At 60.0% G+C, this 17,059-nt stretch carries 12 protein-coding genes and 5 pseudogenes; 9 read left to right on the forward strand and 8 right to left on the reverse strand.

Annotated elements, in window-relative coordinates:
- Positions 1–128 precede the first annotated feature (128 nt).
- Together QFZ91_RS25230 and tnpC are read left to right on the forward strand one after the other, a co-directional pair.
- Positions 129–2,882 (forward strand): annotated as a pseudogene (locus QFZ91_RS25230) (Tn3 family transposase); the annotation flags it as partial.
- Positions 2,879–3,259, forward strand: coding sequence for a Tn3 family transposase post-transcriptional regulator TnpC (gene tnpC / locus QFZ91_RS25235; RefSeq protein ID WP_429524593.1), 381 nt, complete (start codon positions 2,879–2,881; stop codon positions 3,257–3,259). The pseudogene QFZ91_RS25230 and the gene tnpC, both read left to right, overlap by 4 nt.
- A gap of 31 nt (positions 3,260–3,290) precedes the next feature.
- Here tnpC and QFZ91_RS25240 read toward each other — a convergent pair whose 3' ends face one another.
- The gene (locus QFZ91_RS25240; RefSeq protein WP_429568828.1) at positions 3,291–3,818 is read right to left on the reverse strand and encodes a DinB family protein; all 528 of its coding nucleotides are present in this window, start codon (positions 3,816–3,818) and stop codon (positions 3,291–3,293) included.
- Positions 3,819–3,883: 65 nt separating this feature from the next.
- Between QFZ91_RS25240 and QFZ91_RS25245 the strand changes: the two genes are divergently transcribed.
- Positions 3,884–4,537, forward strand: coding sequence for a TetR/AcrR family transcriptional regulator (locus QFZ91_RS25245; RefSeq protein ID WP_429568829.1), 654 nt, complete (start codon positions 3,884–3,886; stop codon positions 4,535–4,537).
- Positions 4,538–4,635: 98 nt separating this feature from the next.
- Positions 4,636–6,315: a phage integrase family protein gene (locus QFZ91_RS25250; protein WP_429568830.1), complete on the forward strand. Its 1,680-nt coding sequence runs from the start codon at positions 4,636–4,638 to the stop codon at positions 6,313–6,315.
- A gap of 91 nt (positions 6,316–6,406) precedes the next feature.
- On the opposite strand, the pseudogene QFZ91_RS25255 reads toward QFZ91_RS25250, so the two are convergent.
- Positions 6,407–7,114: pseudogene (locus tag QFZ91_RS25255) on the reverse strand (ISNCY family transposase); the annotation flags it as partial.
- 206 nt (positions 7,115–7,320) lie between these two features.
- On the opposite strand from QFZ91_RS25255, the gene QFZ91_RS25260 reads away from it, so the two are divergent.
- Positions 7,321–8,811 carry an ISNCY family transposase gene (locus QFZ91_RS25260; RefSeq protein ID WP_429568831.1) on the forward strand — a complete coding sequence of 497 codons (1,491 nt, stop codon included), beginning with the start codon at positions 7,321–7,323 and terminating at the stop codon, positions 8,809–8,811.
- A gap of 340 nt (positions 8,812–9,151) precedes the next feature.
- Here the strand turns inward: QFZ91_RS25260 and QFZ91_RS25265 are convergent.
- Positions 9,152–9,469: pseudogene (locus QFZ91_RS25265) on the reverse strand (IS6 family transposase); the annotation flags it as partial.
- 1,213 nt (positions 9,470–10,682) lie between these two features.
- Here QFZ91_RS25265 and QFZ91_RS25270 point away from each other — a divergent pair.
- On the forward strand, positions 10,683–10,910 hold the full coding sequence (locus QFZ91_RS25270) for a hypothetical protein (protein ID WP_429568832.1): 228 nt from the start codon (positions 10,683–10,685) through the stop codon (positions 10,908–10,910).
- 380 nt (positions 10,911–11,290) lie between these two features.
- Entirely contained in the window at positions 11,291–12,058 is a 768-nt protein-coding gene (locus QFZ91_RS25275; RefSeq protein ID WP_429568833.1) for an LLM class flavin-dependent oxidoreductase, read from the forward strand.
- On the opposite strand, the gene istB is transcribed toward QFZ91_RS25275, so the two are convergent.
- The 5 genes and pseudogenes from istB to QFZ91_RS25300 form a co-directional block, all read right to left on the reverse strand.
- Entirely contained in the window at positions 12,003–12,770 is a 768-nt protein-coding gene (gene istB / locus QFZ91_RS25280) for an IS21-like element helper ATPase IstB (RefSeq protein ID WP_429522646.1), read from the reverse strand. The genes QFZ91_RS25275 and istB overlap by 56 nt on opposite strands.
- 12 nt (positions 12,771–12,782) lie before the next feature.
- Positions 12,783–13,805: pseudogene (istA, locus tag QFZ91_RS25285) on the reverse strand (IS21 family transposase); the annotation flags it as partial.
- Positions 13,806–13,914: 109 nt separating this feature from the next.
- Positions 13,915–14,625, reverse strand: a pseudogene (locus QFZ91_RS25290) (IS5 family transposase); the annotation flags it as partial.
- A gap of 192 nt (positions 14,626–14,817) precedes the next feature.
- Positions 14,818–15,702 carry an NAD(P)-dependent oxidoreductase gene (locus tag QFZ91_RS25295; protein WP_429568834.1) on the reverse strand — a complete coding sequence of 295 codons (885 nt, stop codon included), beginning with the start codon at positions 15,700–15,702 and terminating at the stop codon, positions 14,818–14,820.
- Between the two features lie 49 nt (positions 15,703–15,751).
- Positions 15,752–16,144 (reverse strand): HAD family hydrolase, encoded by a 393-nt coding sequence (locus QFZ91_RS25300; protein WP_429568835.1) that lies wholly within the window; start codon positions 16,142–16,144, stop codon positions 15,752–15,754.
- Between the two features lie 93 nt (positions 16,145–16,237).
- On the opposite strand from QFZ91_RS25300, the gene tnpA reads away from it, so the two are divergent.
- Together tnpA and tnpB are read left to right on the forward strand one after the other, a co-directional pair.
- Positions 16,238–16,696, forward strand: a complete 459-nt coding sequence (tnpA, locus tag QFZ91_RS25305; RefSeq protein WP_429568718.1) for an IS66-like element accessory protein TnpA — start codon at positions 16,238–16,240, stop codon at positions 16,694–16,696.
- Positions 16,693–17,037 carry an IS66 family insertion sequence element accessory protein TnpB gene (tnpB, locus tag QFZ91_RS25310; protein WP_429568717.1) on the forward strand — a complete coding sequence of 115 codons (345 nt, stop codon included), beginning with the start codon at positions 16,693–16,695 and terminating at the stop codon, positions 17,035–17,037. The genes tnpA and tnpB overlap by 4 nt, the downstream gene beginning before the upstream one ends.
- Positions 17,038–17,059 lie beyond the last annotated feature (22 nt).

Below are 17,059 nucleotides of genomic sequence, written 5' to 3' on the forward strand. Positions count from 1 at the left end.
ACGGGCAGGCAGGCGATTGCCAGATCGTGTCGGTATTGTCAGGTGTATGCCAACTCGCCATGTCAGTGTCGGAAAAGCGCCCAATGCGAGCGTCGCCGGGTGATTGCGCCAACTCTGTCTGCGGCGTCGGTGACTCCGCTCGATTCGGCTACGACACCGCATCGTCGCCCACGCTGTTCCGCCATTACGCGGCGGTGCGCGCCTACCTGGACGTGAAGCCGTACTATGGCACCGACGCGAACACAATCGCGACACGGGCGGCGCACACGGCATCGCTGACGATGGACCAGCCGGTCGACATTATCAACGCGACGATTGACGAACTGATTGCGCGCAATATCGAACTGCCTGCGTTTTCGACGCTGGATCGGTTGACCGAACAGATTCACGCCCGCGCGCAGTCGCGGCTGTTCAAGCGCGTCGCGCGACGCCTGACCGACCAACAGAAGCTCGCGCTCGACCGGTTGCTCGCGCGTGATTTGTCGAACCGGCAAACGGCCTACAATCGGATCAAGCGCCATGCGAAACGTCCGTCCAGGCAGCACCTGGATCTGTTGATCGACCAGCTCGTCTGGCTCGACGAACTCGGCGATTTCTCGCTCGCCGTCGCCGGCACTCCCGCGTCGAAGCTGCGTTCTCTCGCGCAGCAGGCGATGGCGCTCGATGCGTCGGCGCTCAAGAACGACATGCTGCCCGAGAAGCGCTACACGCTGATCGTCGCGCTGCTCAACCGCATGCGGGTGCGCGTTCGCGACGATCTCGCCGACATGTTCGTGCGGCGCATGGGCGCGATCCACAAGCGCGCGAGCGACGAGCTGGAGGTGATTCAGCGCAAACAGCGCGATCAGGTCGAGGACCTGGTGGGCTTGCTCGATGGCGTCGCCGACATCCTCGCCGAGGAATCCGACGAGACGGCCATCGCCAAGGCAGTCCGGAAACTGCTCGCGCCAAAAGGTGATCTCGAACCATTGCGCGAAAGCTGCGCGGCGATCCGCGCGTTCAGCGGCCGCAATTACCTGCCGCTGCTCTGGAAGCACTTCAAGGCGCACCGATCCGTCATGATGCGCGTCACTCGGGCACTGAAGTGGGATTCGACCAGCCCGGTGCGCACATTGTTGAACGCGCTCGACGCGGTGCTGGAGAACGAATCGCTGCATAGGGAGTGGATCGATGCCGACGTTGACGTGAGTTTCGCGGCACCGCGATGGCGCAAGCTCGTGCGGCGCTCCCACGGCGAAGGTTCGCCGACCAATCGCCGCTACCTCGAACTTTGTGTGCTGTCGTACATGGCCGAGGAACTGCGTGTTGGCGATCTTTGCGTGTCCGGCTCCGATGCGTACGCCGACTACCGCGACAACCTGCTGCCTTGGGGCCAATGCGAGCGGCAACTGCCGGATTACTGCGAGAAGCTCGGCATGCCGACGACGGGCAGCGAATTTGTCCGCTACCTCCGGAAATGGTTGGCGGACGCCGCCCGCAAGCTAGACGAGGAATTGCCCTGCAAGAGCGAGCACGTCGTGATCGATCGCAACGGCGAACCGATCCTGCGCAAGACGGTCGCGAAGGAGATTCCGGCGAGCGCGATCGCGCTGCAGGAGCGGCTGAGCGCCCGCTTGCCGACACGGAATATGCTGGACATCCTCGCGAACATCGAGCACTGGACGCACTTCACGCGACACTTCGGGCCGCTCTCCGGGAGCGATCCCAAGATCCCCAAGGCCGCCGAGCGCTACCTGCTGACGATTTTCGCGATGGGTTGCAATCTGGGGCCGACCCAGGCGGCTCGCCACCTCGACTCGGACGTGACCGCGCACATGCTGTCATTCGTCAACCGCCGGCATATTAGCCTGGACAAACTCGCGACTGCGCAGCGCGAGCTGATCGAGCTGTACCTGCGGCTTGACCTGCCGAAGCATTGGGGCGACGGTAAAACGGTGGCGGCCGATGGCACACAGTACGATTTCTACGACAACAATCTGCTGGCCGGCTATCACTTCCGGTACCGGAAAATGGGCGCCGTCGCCTACCGGCACGTCGGGAACAACTATATCGCGATGTTCCGGCATTTCATCCCACCGGGCGTGTGGGAAGCGATCTACGTGATCGAGGGATTGCTGAAGGCGGGTCTGTCAGTCAAGGCCGATACGGTTCATGCCGACACACAAGGCCAGTCGGCGGCCGTGTTTGCCTTCACGTACCTGCTCGGCATCAACCTGATGCCGCGGATTCGCAACTGGAAGGATCTCGTCCTTTATCGCCCCGACAACAAGGCGAAGTACCAGCACATCGACAAGCTGTTCACGGCGACCATCGATTGGACCCTGATCGAACAGCACTGGCAGGAACTAATGCAGGTCGCACTGTCGATCCAGGCCGGCACGATTTCGTCGCCGCTACTGCTGCGCCGTCTCGGTTCGGAGAGCCGCAAGAACCGGCTGTACCTCGCCGCACGCGAGCTCGGCAACGTGGTGCGCACCGTGTACCTGCTTCAGTGGATCGGCAGCCTTGAGCTGCGACAGGAAGTGACCGCGAACACCAACAAGATCGAGTCGTACAATGGATTTGCGAAGTGGCTGGACTTCGGCGGCGACGTGATCGCCGAGAACGAGCCGGAGGAGCAGCAGAAACGACTACGCTACAACGACCTGATCGCGTCGGCCGTGATCCTGCAGAACACCGTGGACATGATGCAGGCGTTGCGCGAGATGGTCGCGAACGGCGAGAAAGTACGCGCCGAGGACATCGCGTTTTTGAGCCCATACCCGACCCACAATATCCGGCGCTTCGGTCACTACAAGCTGCATCTCGACCGTCGACCTGAGCCCTGGATCCGAGATCCACTCTACGGCCACGCGCCTCGTCATTATTCCCCTCGCCCATGACTGCACGCCCAGCTACTACGACCACGTTTTTCGGCGACGTCGACACGGCGGCGCTCGCGCGGCTCGAATCGAGCTATGACACGACACGCCTGCTGGCCGCCGTCGACATCGTCGATCGCGTTCGAACTCAGTTGCACGATCCAGAAGGGTTACGCGATGACCTGCTCGAAATCCATTGCATGGCGCACTCGGTGCTGAACGGCGCGTCGATCGCGCCGGCGCGCGGCGACGGCACTCTGGCCGAGCGGGTGCTGGATGCGCTGGATTTAATCGACGAGTTTGTTGGCGAACTCATGCGTGTGCGGACGCTCCTTGAACCCCTCGAGGCGCTGCAGCCCGACGAGGATTTTGGCGAAGACGGAGCGGCCCTAAGCTGATAAACCGCAACGGCAATACAATCTTGCGGCATCAGGCTGAATTTACTTGGGGCGCAATTCCCTGCAGCCGCCGCGCGGGCTCGGTTTGATGAAGATAGACGGCAAAAGTGTCCCAGGGCGGAGTAATGGAAATCTGCCACAAAATTCGGCCAACCTCGCCCCGATGATAGCCGCTATGGACCACAACATGGGTCAGCATTTCGTCTCTGCTCATGTAGCCCTTGTCGCCGTCGGTGAAAACAAACGGGATGGTCTCGGATAGGGAGGTCGATGATGCGTTCCGGAGGTAGTCCAGATACCATTGATCGGTGGATGCGACGAGAGCGCGAAGTTCATCCAACGAAGGGATTTCGGTCGTATTGTCGGCCGTGTATTCATGTTGCGTGCCACTAAGGTGTGCAACGAAGATTCGTGCGACCACACAAGAGTGGTTAATCAACCGCAAGATCGCATGCAGTTCGGCCTGATGCTTCTCCCTGTCTAGAGCTCCCAGCTTTTCAAATAGGTCTTTGTTGGCCCAAGCCTGATAGCTGTAGAGTTTATTGAGCAACGTGTTCACGAGATCGATCCTTTCGTGCAAGAGAATGCGAGTAAGCTGTTTACATTTTATGCAGGAGACCTCCGTTGTCTACTCGCATTGCAAAGCAGCAGCCGAAGATGCGCAAGCAACCACGCCAAGCACGTTCCCGTGCCACGGTTGAGACGATCCTTCAGTCCGGTGCTCGCATTTTGAGCGATGAAGGATGGGCGGGATTCACGACCAACAAGGTAGCGGACCTGCCCGGCATTAGCATCGGCTCGCTGTATCAGTATTTTCCAGACAAGCTCTCGCTGGTTGATGCGATTCGTCAACGGCATCTCGACGACTGTCTTGCCGTCATCCGAAAGTCCAACATCAATCAACAATCGTCTGCAAAGTTCGTTGCGCATCTCGTTCATGCGATGGTCGCTGCCCACAGCGCTTACCCTGGGCTGCATCGGGTCCTGTTGGATGAGGCGCCGAGCTCAGACGAGTATCGGAATCCAAACAGTCAGTTTGAGATTGAATATCTCGCTTACTATGCAGAAGCCGTGGCCATCTTCCGAAATCGCTGCTCGCGCGAGACCGACCACATTGCAGCGATGGTCATGTCGGATGCTATTGACGGCGTGATTCACAATGCCGCGCGGCGCGGTACGTTGGACAGCCCTGCAATCCAAAGCGAGCTTATCCGGCTGATTAGCCTATACATCGAGGACGGGGAGAAGCCAGTCACGACGGGAAAAGCGCGTAGGTAGTGCACAGGGCTCTGGTCCAAGGTATGTGGATTTCGTTGGTAATGGGCGGATAAACTTTATTATCAGTCCATCACTGATTTTGTTCTAAACCGGCGATCGTGAAAACGCGTGAGACCGAACTCCTTGCCTTTCCCGACGACGCCGAACTGGCGGCGCTGCGCGCTTGGTACGCCGGGCTCGACGCCCGAGCAGCCGTCGCCCGCTATCTCTGCGACCGCAAGGCGCCAGGAGCATCCGCGCGCGGCGTCCTCGGCCGTATCCGACGCGGCCTGATCGCATATGCGGCAAGCCGCCATCGCGACGATCTCGCGGAGGTATTCGGCGAAAGGGGTGGCGCGTCGGCCGACACCGTTGCGCGCGCGATCGAAGCGTTGCGCAGCCTGACAGTACCGATGCCACACATTGCCGACGAGATTGACCGGTGGTTGCCACCGCGCGCGGTGGCCGCCCTGCGGGCGCATGGCATCCGCACGCTTGCCGAGTTGACCGTGCGGATTCCGCGCCGGCGCCGCTGGTGGACAGGCATCGCCGGGCTCGGTGTCGCCGGCGCACGCCGAGTGGAGGCGTTTTTTGCCGCCCATCCGGCGCTGACCGAACGGGCGCGGGCGTTGATCGTTGCGGCACCATCCGGGCACATCGTGCCGTGGGAGCAGTTGAGCGTGCCGCACGAAGTCGACGGTTCGCACGGGCAGTTCCGTGCACCGCGGGCCGCCTGCCTGCTGAATGCATCCAACGACTACGAGGCGATCCAGTCCTGGCTGTCGATGCATGAATCGGCCACCACGCAGCGCGCCTACCGCAAGGAAGCGGAGCGCCTGGTCCTGTGGGCGATCATCGAGCGAGGCCGCGCGCTGTCGTCGCTCACCACTGACGACGCGATCGCGTACCGGGCATTCCTGCGCCGTCCCACGCCGCACGAGCGTTGGGTCGGGCCGTCGCGGCCGCGGCACAGCGTTGAATGGCGACCGTTCATCGGCGCGCTGTCGCCCCGATCGGTGGCGTACGCACTGAATGTCCTGTCGGCGCTATTTCGCTGGCTGATCGAGCAGCGCTACGTGCTGGCGAATCCGTTTGCCGGCGTGAAGGTCAAGAGCCACGCGCCGCGCGCGGGATTGGACGTGTCGCGCGGTTTCTCCGAGGGCGAGTGGCTGCTGATCCGCACCGTTGCCGACGGCCTCGAATGGTCCTATGGCTGGGGTGCGCCGGCCGCCCAACGCGTGCGGTTTCTGCTGGACTTTGGCTATGCGACGGGCCTGCGCGCCAGCGAGCTGGTCGGCGCGACGCTCGCCGACATTCGCCGGGACGAACACGGCGATCACTGGCTACACGTGCTCGGCAAGGGTGGCAAGCGCGGTAAGGTCGCGTTGCCGCCGCTTGCGCGAACCGCACTTGACCAGAGTCTCCTGCAGCGGGGGCTGCCGGTCACGCCCGCGCGCTGGAACCCGGCGACGCCGCTTGTTTCAAGCCTCGAGGAGGACGGCGCAGGCATTGAGAGCACGCGGCTCTGGCGCGTGCTGAGGCGATTCTTCGTGCTGGTGGCCGATGCCATCCAGGACGAGCGGCCCGGGACGGCCGAGAAATTGCGCCGCGCTAGCCCACATTGGATGCGTCACACGCACGCGTCACATGCGCTGGCGCGAGGCGCCGAGCTGATCATGGTGCGCGACAATCTGCGCCATTCGTCGATCTCCACGACGTCGACCTATTTGCACAGCGACGAAGTGCAGCGCGCCCGGCAGTTCGATCAGGCGTTTGCCGCACGGGATTACAAGCAGTAGGCCGTTTATACGGAGATCCACATAAGCGCACCGGTTTTCATAACTTCACCGCTTATGATAGGAATTTACGCTTACCTTGTTCGCCGCCCTACAGCGCCCGGCCAAACTGGGTGACGCCTTTGCCCGCCGTCTGCGAGCGTTGCTTCACGTAGAAGACGCCGGCCTTGTCGCTGTAGAACGCCACCGGCTTGCCGTGCGCGCCCAGATACTTCGACAGTGCCTCGAAATAGCTGAAGGTCGACTCCGTCGCCGTGAAGTGCAGCGTCATCAGCCGTCCGGTCGCGTCGTCGATGAAGACCAGCAGCGTGCAGGCGGGCGCCCGGTCCTCGAACCAGCGGTGATCGCTGCCGTCGATCTGGATCAGTTCACCGAGGCACGCGCGGCGGTTACGCGGCTGGTACACCTTCGGCGGGCGATCCTTGCGCGGCACCCACAGTCCCGCGGCAATCATCAGCGTGCGCACCGTTTCGACCGCCAGTTCGATGCCATGACATTCCCGCAGCTTCTCGCGCGCCAAGGTCGGCCCGAAATCCGCATAGCGTTCGCGGATCAGCGCCAGCGCCCGCTGCGCCTTGCCAGCAGGCAGCTGGTGGTTGCCTGCACGCCCACGCTTGCCTGACACCAGCCCGGCCACGCCGGCCGCGTCGTAACGCAGCACCAGCCGTTCGATCTGGCGCACGCTCAACCCCAGGCGTTCGGCGGCCTGGCCCGGCTTGAGCCGGGCCTCGGTCACGGCCTGAATAACCTTCAGCCGATCGATCTCACGCATCGTCATCGTGATCGTCCCGGTCGCGTTCATCGCCGGCTCCCTGAGCGGATGTCCGGCAGTCAAATTACCCAGAACACGACATTTCTATTTAGCGGAAACCCGACATTTCTATTTGGGACCTACAGAATTGTAACGGCTAAGTTGTAATGTCCGCTTTTAGCCAAGTTCAAATGTCCGCTTTTTGAGTCGATCGTAAGCTGATCAACCGCTGGGATTCCAGTGTTTGGGAGCTTTGGATGTCGGCAACAGAACGGATAACGATGACGATGCGTGAGCTGGACAGACTCAAGGTCATTCAGGATGTGGTGGACGGCAGGCTCAAACCGTTGCGTGCGGCGCAGAGACTTGGTTTGACGACGCGGCAGATTCGTCGGCTGGTTGGCCGATTGCGTGAACACGGGCCCCAAGGTCTCGTGTCGCGGCGACGCGCGAAGCCCAGCAACAACCGGCTGGATCGCGTAACTGCAGAGCGGGCGCTGTCGATTGTCCGTGAGCGCTATGCCGATTTCGGGCCCACACTGGCGTGCGAGAAGCTGTGGGAATGCCACGGCATCCGCCTGGCGAAGGAAACGGTCCGGCAATTGATGATGGATGCCCAGCTGTGGGTGCCGCGCCGTCAACGTCCGCCGAAGATCTATCAGCCACGTGCTCGTCGCGCCTGTCTGGGCGAACTGATCCAGATCGATGGTTGCGATCATCGCTGGTTCGAGGACCGCGCACCGGCCTGCACGTTGCTGGTGTACGTGGACGATGCGACGAGCCGGCTGATGGAACTGCACTTCACCCAGACGGAATCGACCTTCAGCTACTTTGAGGCCACTCGCGCGTACATCGAGCGCTATGGCAAGCCTGGTGCGTTCTACAGCGACAAGGCCAGCGTATTCCGCAGCACCAGTGCCGAGCGGACCGAGCGCAGCGTGACGCCGTTCGGGCGCGCGATGTACGAGTTGAACATCGACACGTTCTGCGCGAATTCGAGCCAGGCCAAGGGGCGTGTGGAGCGCGCCCATCTGACGCTGCAGGACCGCCTGGTAAAGGAACTGCGGTTGCGCGGCATCAGTACGCTGGACGAAGCCAACGCATGGGTGCCCTCCTTCATGGCGGCCTACAACGCGCGCTTTGCCAGGTCGCCGAAGAGCGATTTCGACGCACACCGGCCACTGCGAGCCGAAGAGAGCCTTGATCTGGTCCTCACCTGGCGCGAGCCGCGAAAGGTCAAGAAGTCGCTGACGGTGCAGTACGACCGGGTGATGTACCTGCTGGACGATACGCCGGAGAACCGCAAGCTGATTGATCGATATATCGAGGTCTGGGAGTATCCGGACGGGCGCATCGAGCTGCGGGCGGATGGCCGGGTAGTGCCGTACCGCGAGTACGACCGGCTGACCGAGGTTGACCAGGGCGCCGTCGTCGAACACAAACGGTTGAGTCACATACTTCAGGTCTCACAGGTCATTCAGGCTCAACGCGATCACAGCCGGATCGGCAAGGCGCCCTCGCGCACGCACCGCGGTGACTCGACCAGGACCAACCGGAATACGCCACAGCCAGGCAAGAAGAAGCAGCGCGAGGTTACGCAGACCGACGTCGAGCACGTGGTGATGGAACTCGCGCAACTCAGAACGTCGCCAACGCAACCCGGCAAACCTGGCCGGAGGTCTGCAAGGGACAGTGGAACAGGCGTAAGCGCCCTGCCAATTCAAACGCCATCCATCGACACTGCGTGAGCTGAAACCCTAAGAAACAGATTTCCAACCCCTAAAAGCGGACATTTGAACTTGGCCAGTAAGCGGACATTTCAGAATGGCTTTGACAAGAATTGATGTTGATAATTGGCATTATGTCAAATGACGTATTTGTCAACCACCCACCACGGGACGCCGACGATCCCCAGTCACGATGGCGAGCTGTCCAAAGCGCGGGGCTTCCTTGTACCGCAATCGACGCCCGGATGCTGGACGATTCAGTGATCGTCAACCAAGCTGGCTCGACAATTCAATGTCAACTTTAGCGCGCGCTCACTCAGATGCTTCACGAATTACCACCCTCCACGCGGGTCGGGTGCTCGTACAAGTACTTCCACTGTCCCTTGACCTTGATATGCGTCTCATCCACGCGCCATCTCCTGCCGACTGCGCACTTGTGACGTCGAAATGCCTTTTCCAGAGCGGGCAGCAACTTGATCGCCCACCGGTGCACGGTTGAATGGTCGACATCGATGCCGCGTTCAGTCATCATCTCTTCCAGATTTCGCAGGCTCAGCCCATATGCCACATACCAGCGCACGCACATCAGCATGACATCGAGCGGATAGTGCAGTCGCTTCAGAACCTTCGCAAGTCCTGGGGCAAGGGCCGTTCGTGGCGTCGGTGCCTTCTTCATCATCGGGTCAGTACCGGTTCGTCAGACGCGCATTCTAGCGTCCCCGCACTAATGCGACACATCCACCTTGTCAGGTGTTCGACAATGTCGGGAATAAGCCAACGCGTTGCAGAGTGATCGTTGTCCTGCAAGGACTTGGGGATCGGCTCGAAACTTGCAGCATCCCATCATGCTACGCCTCCACGAGGAAATTCCATGGTACGGCTCCCAATCCCGCGCTCTCCCGCCTACGTGCATCCACCTCTGCGACGAGCGTCAAGCGTGGCCGTGGGCTGTCTAATACAGAACCAGCATCGCATCGACCGCAGTCGTCCAGGGAACTGCCAATTGGGACGAGCGACACGAAAGCAACGAAATGCTGGCCCATAGCGCCGTAAGGCGCGCAACAACCACCGCCGTACTGCATCTGTCATAGGGAGACGGCATGCGAACTCATTAAAGTAGTCAAACACATGCGGAAACTGATGAATCAACGTGATGCTTCCAACGTGACAAATCGTCCGGCGAGCACGGGACATCAAACGGCAACTCGCGCTCCCGCTGGCGACGACCGCCGGGGATCTCGGCTGTTGCAGCCGGGCGGATCCTTGACGCCATTCGCGATCTTGCGGCCGCCCTTCTTGCTCGTGCAACCGAGATCGAGGCGGAACGCCGCATGCAGTCCGACCTTGTCGAGAGGTTGCGATCGATCGGAGTAGTCCGTATGTTCGCACCGCGCAGCCGTGGCGGACTGGGGCTGGATTTATCTTGGAGATGGAAGTGATCAGCGCGTTGGCTCGGCTCGACGGCTCAGTCGGCTGGACCGCGATGATCGGCAGTGCATCGGCCATCATGAGCCCTCGACTGCCGCGACAGACTTACGAGCTAATGTCCCCGGGACAAGTCGGACGTCATCATAGCTAGTGTTTCCACCCCCGGAAGCACCGCCGAGAGAATGCCACGCGGGTGGCGCGTCAGCGGCCGTTGGCCAGTTGTTGCCACCATGCCGACTGGATGATGGGCATCTGTGTCATGTCGGAAGGCGGAAAACCTCTCTCTGGGCCGGCGGGGATGCCGGCCCACCGTTGGTCCGGTGCGTCGCCCGGCCGGCATCAGCCTGGCAGATCGAAGACACCTGGCACGCCTTCGGCCTCAGAGGTACCGGCAGTCACCACGTAGCCCTTCAAAACGTATTCGCGCCGGAGGCCAATTTTTTCGACTTTCCAGCTGGAGAATCATGCGAACCGGGTCCGCGCTATACCAAGATTGGCGGCACCTTCAGTCGGTGCTTCTGGGGATCGTCTGCCTGGGCATCGCCGAGGGCGCGTTATCGGATGTTGCCGACCTCGCCCACAGCGGCCGGCAACAACTTCGAGCGCCGGTTCCTATGCGCGACTCGGAGAGGGTCCAGGGCGAGCTGGGTCGAATTGAGGCAGATGTGCGTGCGGCGCGGGCGGCCATGTAGGTTCAGGCGGAGAGTGCCACTGGCAGCACGCCCTGGCCGACACGCTGAGTGGCCAGGCCCTGTACATCCAGGGCATACAGACGGGTGTCTGGATTGCGACGATCGTTGCGAGCGCAACACATGCCTGCTTTACCCTGGCCAGCGGTGCCGCAGTATTGAATCTTCACCTCTTCAGCGGCTCTCGCCTCGAACGTCGCGATCCCCGGTCTCGCCCTGACCGCCGAGAATCTCGACCTCGTCAGCGGAGTGCAGGCTGAAGCGAGGGAGCTTGAGGGTGATGTCTATGGACTGGAGCGCGACGACCAAAAGGGCAATCGCGCCAGCAAGTCGTAATTGACCTCATTAAGACCGGTACCTGGGTGTAAGTTGGAGAAAATTTGATGAGATACGCCTTATCTTCTAAGCTAGCCTTTGGCATTTTCGATCATTTGGACGAGGACGGAAGCACCATTCGACGACAATACGCGGACCGCCTTACGCTGGCGGAAGCGTATGACCGACTAGGTTTTTACGCTTACCATCTCGCGGAGCACCATTGTTCGCCGCATGGAAGGAGCCCATCGCCGAATCTCTTTTTGTCGAGCGTCGCACAGCGCACCCGGGGACTTCGTCTCGGCCCCCTGGTGATGCTCCTGAGCCTTAATCATCCGCTACGTGCGTTTGAAGAGATCTGCATGCTTGACCACTTGAGCGGTGGTAGGGTCGAGATGGGCATGGGGCGCGGATGCCTTCCGCTCGAGCTAAGTTACTTCGGGATCGATGCGGACACGGTGCCAGCACGCTATCTCGAAGCCAGCGAGATTCTGATGGAGGCGATGAGGGGGGGTGCCCTTTCCTATCGGGGTCACCATTTTCAGCTAGACAATGTCCCTTTGACACTGAGGCCCCATCAACAGCCGCACCCGCCGACATGGATAGCCACCAATCGACCCGAGTCCGCCCGCTGGGCCGCTGCAAACGGCGCAAACATAGCATCCGTAGGACCTGCTTCGTTTGTTCGTGCGTATTTCGGCGAACGTGACCGCCGATTTCGGGAACGTGACCGATCCGGCGGGGTGAGGCGTTGCGCGGTGTTGATTGTAGATTTCCTTGTTAGTTCTGGTCGAGTTTGGGCTCCAGGACGTTGGGTTTTGGGGATGCTTTTCTGAGGGATTCACCGGTGAGCGTGATCCGGTGATGACGCTGCATGAGGCGGTCGAGCATTGCGTCGGCGATGGTCTCGTCGCCGATCCATCCATGCCAGTGCTCAATCGGTAACTGGCTGGTGATGATGGTCGCCTTTCCCGCCGAGCGGTCATCGATCATCTCGAGCAGATCGTTTCGAACCATCGTATCGAGAGGCGCCATTCCCCAATCGTCCAGCAGAAGTACGTCAACGCGGGCAACCTGCAGCAGCCATTTTGTGAAGCCGCCGTTGCCGTGCAGAACGCGAAGCTCTTCGCCAAGTCGTGGCACGCGCAGATACAAGGCTGAATGCCCACGCCGGCAAGCGTATTGGGCCAGGGCGCAAGCGAGCCACGATTTCCCGGCGCCGGTTGGGCCGCTGATGAGCAGGCTGTAGCCGGCTTCGACCCAGTCACCGAGCGCGAGACTCGTGAGTGAGCGCGGATCGACGCCACGGCCAGCGCGCGTGTCGAGATCTTCAATGGCGGCTTGCGGATACTTGAGGCGCGCCTGCTTGAGCAGTCGGGTACGACGGCGATCATCACGCCAGCTGGCTTCCCGGTCGACCAGCAGTGACAGGCGCTCCTCGAAGCTCAGGCTGGCCGCACCGGGCTGCGTCAGTTGTTCTTCCAGGCCGTCAGCGAAACCGTCCAGCTTCAGGGTGCGCAGTTGCGTCAGTGTCTGTTGCATCATCATGGTGGGTCTTCTTTATTGGTAGTAGCCGGGACCGCGTACATGCGCGTGGCTCGGGCTGATCCAGTCGGCAGGCGTTGCCACTGCAGCGCGGTCGCGGTTGTTGATCAGGATGTCGCGCACGTGGCGGTAACGGTGCACGCCCAGCTCCAGTGCTAGCGCACAGGCGGCTTCGAGACGTTCGCGGCCATAGCGACGTGAGAGCGAGAGCAATCCGAGGCACGCCCGATAGCCGTGTTCCGGATGACGTTGCTCCTGCAGCAGCCGGGTAACAAGCGCGCCGGTTGCCGCGCCGATCTGCTGTCCCCAATGAATCAGCCGCTGCGGCGTCCATTCCAGATGAGCGCGGTGCGCCGCCGGCATGTGCTCGACGACGGTGGTGTAGCCGCCTGCGCGGTCGTTGCGTGCGTGGCTGGCGACACGGCGACCTCGATGCAGCAGTTCGACAGCGCCCGCCGTGATGCGCGCATCGAGCTTGAGACCGACCAACGCGTGCGGCACGCTGTAGCGGTGTTTGTTGATCTCGACGTGATAGTCGATGTGAACCGTCACTGTCTTGAAGCGCGCGAGCTCATAGGGCTGTGCCGGCAGCGGCTGCAGTGCCGGCGCGTCCAGCTGGGCGAATGAGCTGGCGCGACATCCCGGCAGCTTCTGGAACGGCCTCTCATTCAGGTTCTTGAGCAGCGGGCGGATCGCCTCATTGACCGAGTGGACCGACTCAAACCGGTGATGACGCAGGCGCGCCATGATCCAGCGTTCGACGACCTGGACCGCAACCTCTACCTTCGGTTTGTCCTGCGGACGATATACGCGTGCAGGAAGGAATGACGTGCCGTAGTGACGCGCAAAGTCCAGCACGGTGTCGCCGGCGCGAGGTTCATAGCGGTCGGGATCGGCAATCATCGCGCGCGGGTTATCCGGCACGATCAGCTGCGGCACGCCACCATAGAAGGTCAGCGCACGTGCGATGCCGCTCAGCCAGTCCTCCATCGTTTCGGCTGGCGTCGCGCATGCGAACGTGTAACTCGATGCGCCCATGCCTTCCGGTCCGCACGGTCACGTTCCCGAAATGCCCGGTCACGTTGCCGAAATCGCCGGTCACCATCCCGAAACGGCCGGTCACGTTCGTCCGAAATACGCAGCCTAGGTCGGCCACCTGGTTGACCTGCCGCTCCACATCGCGCATCACCCGTCCAACGCGCGAGCGCAGCGTGCGCAGCGCTTTCCTCATGCGTTTGTACTGTTTCGCGTGAGCGTAGCGGCCAATCTGCAGCGCCAGATGCGGCGCCTCGCGGTTGTAGTTCTGCCTCAGTTTCAGACCGTGCCGTGCCGCGGCTTTCACCAGATGTTCGCGACACCGTTCGAGCAGGCGCGAATCGGTTGGGTGGGCGATCGCCTTCTCCATGACGGTCGTATCAACAATCACGCGCTTGACGCTCGAAGCCTTGATCACGCCAGCGCGTTTTGCTGCTTCGATCGTTTCGGCCAGCAACTCTTCAACGCCGGCTTCGCCCATTCGCTTGCGCCAACGCGTCAGGCTCGATGGGTCGATCGGAGGTTCGGTCTGCAAGTAGGTCTCGCCGGTGAACACCTGCCAGTACGGGTTCTCTACCCATTGCCAGACGACCTCTTCGTCGGACAGGTCGAACGCGTGCTGCAAATACAGCAACCCGGCGATCAGCCTCGGCGATGTCGCCGGTCGTCCCTTGCGCGATACAAAGCTTTCGCTCATTGATGCGCCCAGTCGCTCCCAGTTGATCAGGTCGGCCAAACGTATCAACGGATGCTTCAGGTTGATCTGTTCGCGCAGCGGCTGGCGGAAAAAATCTCCCTCCGTCACAGGCGTCTTCGGACCCATTCGCACCTCGTCGAAAAATGCAGGATTCTCACGTTAATGTGCCAGGATCCTGCAAATCTCACAACACCAATTCGGCCTCAAAGCTCTGCCACGCAAGGCTCTCCGAATTGATCAGGCTCGACTACCGAGGCCTATCGCAGCCAGCAAGGTTGTGTCGCATTAGTGGGGGGCAAGAAAATAGTGCTGTGAATTTCAGGAGCGCGCTATATGAGGTAATGTTAAAAGACCGTCACCAAGCGATACTGCGGTTTGCAGTTGCTGTGAGGCCATGTTAAGTGTTGGCAACACAATTTCTTCTTGCTTCGCCAATTCCAACGTGTACCCAATATCCTTGGAAGCATTGGCAATTGAAATTGAAAGGACGTCTCTATCTTCATTTAGAAGAAAGGTCACAAATTTCTGAAAAATGCCGCTGTTAGTTGACCCCTGACTAACAATATCACGGAGGAGTCTCAGATCAATATCTGATTTGTTCGCCAGCTGACAGGTCTCAGCGACGACAGCAGCAATGCCCATCGTCATCCCGTTATAGATAAGCTTGAGTTTATGACCGGTCCCCACGCCGCCCGCGTGAATTATTCCCTCGCAAAACGAGGCCACGACACCAGATACTGTTGGATAGATATGTAGATCTGCGCCGACAAGCGCATTGAGCTTTCCTTGAAGGGCCTGTTCAGGACTTCGCGTTACAGGCGAATCAACGAAATGGATGCCGCGTTCTGCGGCGTCTTTTGCAAGAGCATGAGTTGATGATGGTCTGGAGGTTGAACAGTCAATAATGACGCTGCCTGGCAATAAATATGCAAATAGCCCATTGGGTGGTTGGCAAATCGACTCGACCTCAGTACTCGAAGGCAAAGAGAGGACGACAATACCTATCTTCGCCATTTCTGCAACAGACATACACTCGCTAGCGCCCAGCTTGAGCAAACAATCCACACCGTTTCTATTTTTGTTTGCCATGACATGTAGTCGCGCACCATGACGTATCAGGTTTATCCCGATCCCCGTGCCAATCCGACCGACTCCGATCAGGGCAATATCTTTACCATCCACATTGGGTTCGGTATTTCGCATTAATCTCGACTCATTCATTATGCTTCACACTTCCTGTCAGACGCCCAACTTATAATATTCCATTTTTTGCGAGGATACCCTCCAACTCGAAGTGGGAACGAATTAGGTAATCCGGTTGGGCATCACGCAGCCGCGCATCGGAAACCGCACCACCGGTAATGGCAACGCTTTTGAGGCGCAGAATCCGTGAAATATTGCATTCTTCTGGCGTATCACCCACAATAAATGTCAAACTTGGATCAATGCCCTTTTTTTTAATGTAGATGGCCAATTTTTCACCTTTAGTCACGTCCTTGTATTGAGTGGCACGACTGTCGTAGGCCAGGACGTCAGTGATATAATTTTCGATGCCCAGTCGTCGCAACGCGATCTTGATGGGATCACAAATGTGATTGCTTAATACAATTACTCTCATGGAATGTGTCTTCGCCAACTTGAGCATCTCGCCTACTCCATCTCTTAGTAAAACCGATCCAACACGGGATTCATAGTAGTCGTGAAAAAGGTAAGCGGCTCGTGCCGGCCGTTATAGACGGTGGCTGAGGTCGACATCAAAGTGATGTCCATCATTTCCGATCTGATGGGCACCACTTTGACACAGTCTGCAGAGAAGAAGCCAGGTACACGAACGGGGCGCCCGAATTACCCCCGGGAGCTTCGTGAGCGACTGGCAGCGGCAGCTTGCGAGCCTGGCGTATCAGTCTCAAAGCTGGCCCGGGAGAATGGCATCAACGCGAACATGCTGTTCACCTGGCGGCGGCGATATCTGGACGATCAGCAAGCTCGATCTGCCGGGCTCATTCCGGTCGTATTGCTCAGCGACACGCCAACAGAGGTCATTGCATCAGCTCCGGTAGAAGCGCAAGCGCTGGGCGCGAAGCCTGTCTCACCGGTCGGCACGATCGAGATCCGGATCGGTCGTGCGGTGGTTAAAGTGGACGGCCTGGTTGATGCCGATATGTTGCGGATCGTGCTGGGCAGTCTGCGCTCATGATCTCCCTACCGGCAGGCACGCGCATCTGGATCGCTGCTGGCGTCACCGATATGCGATGCGGGTTCCAGGGGTTGGCAGCGAAGGTGCAAACAGCGCTTGAGGAGAATCCTCTGGGCGGCAACGTCTACATCTTCCGGGGCCGTCGCGGCGATCTGATAAAAATTCTCTGGGCCACGGAGGACGGAATCTGGCTTCTCGCGAAGCGGCTTGAACGAGGCCGTTTTATATGGCCCCAGGCCGACGGTGGCAAGGTGCATCTGAGCTCTGCACAGCTGTCGATGCTGCTTGAGGGCATCGACTGGCGACAGCCCCGTCGCACCGCCGCATTATCGATGTTGTAAACCGCGCGGCAGACTCGTAAAC

This window comes from Paraburkholderia sp. JPY419 (assembly GCF_050435705.1).
Classification (GTDB): domain Bacteria; phylum Pseudomonadota; class Gammaproteobacteria; order Burkholderiales; family Burkholderiaceae; genus Paraburkholderia; species Paraburkholderia youngii.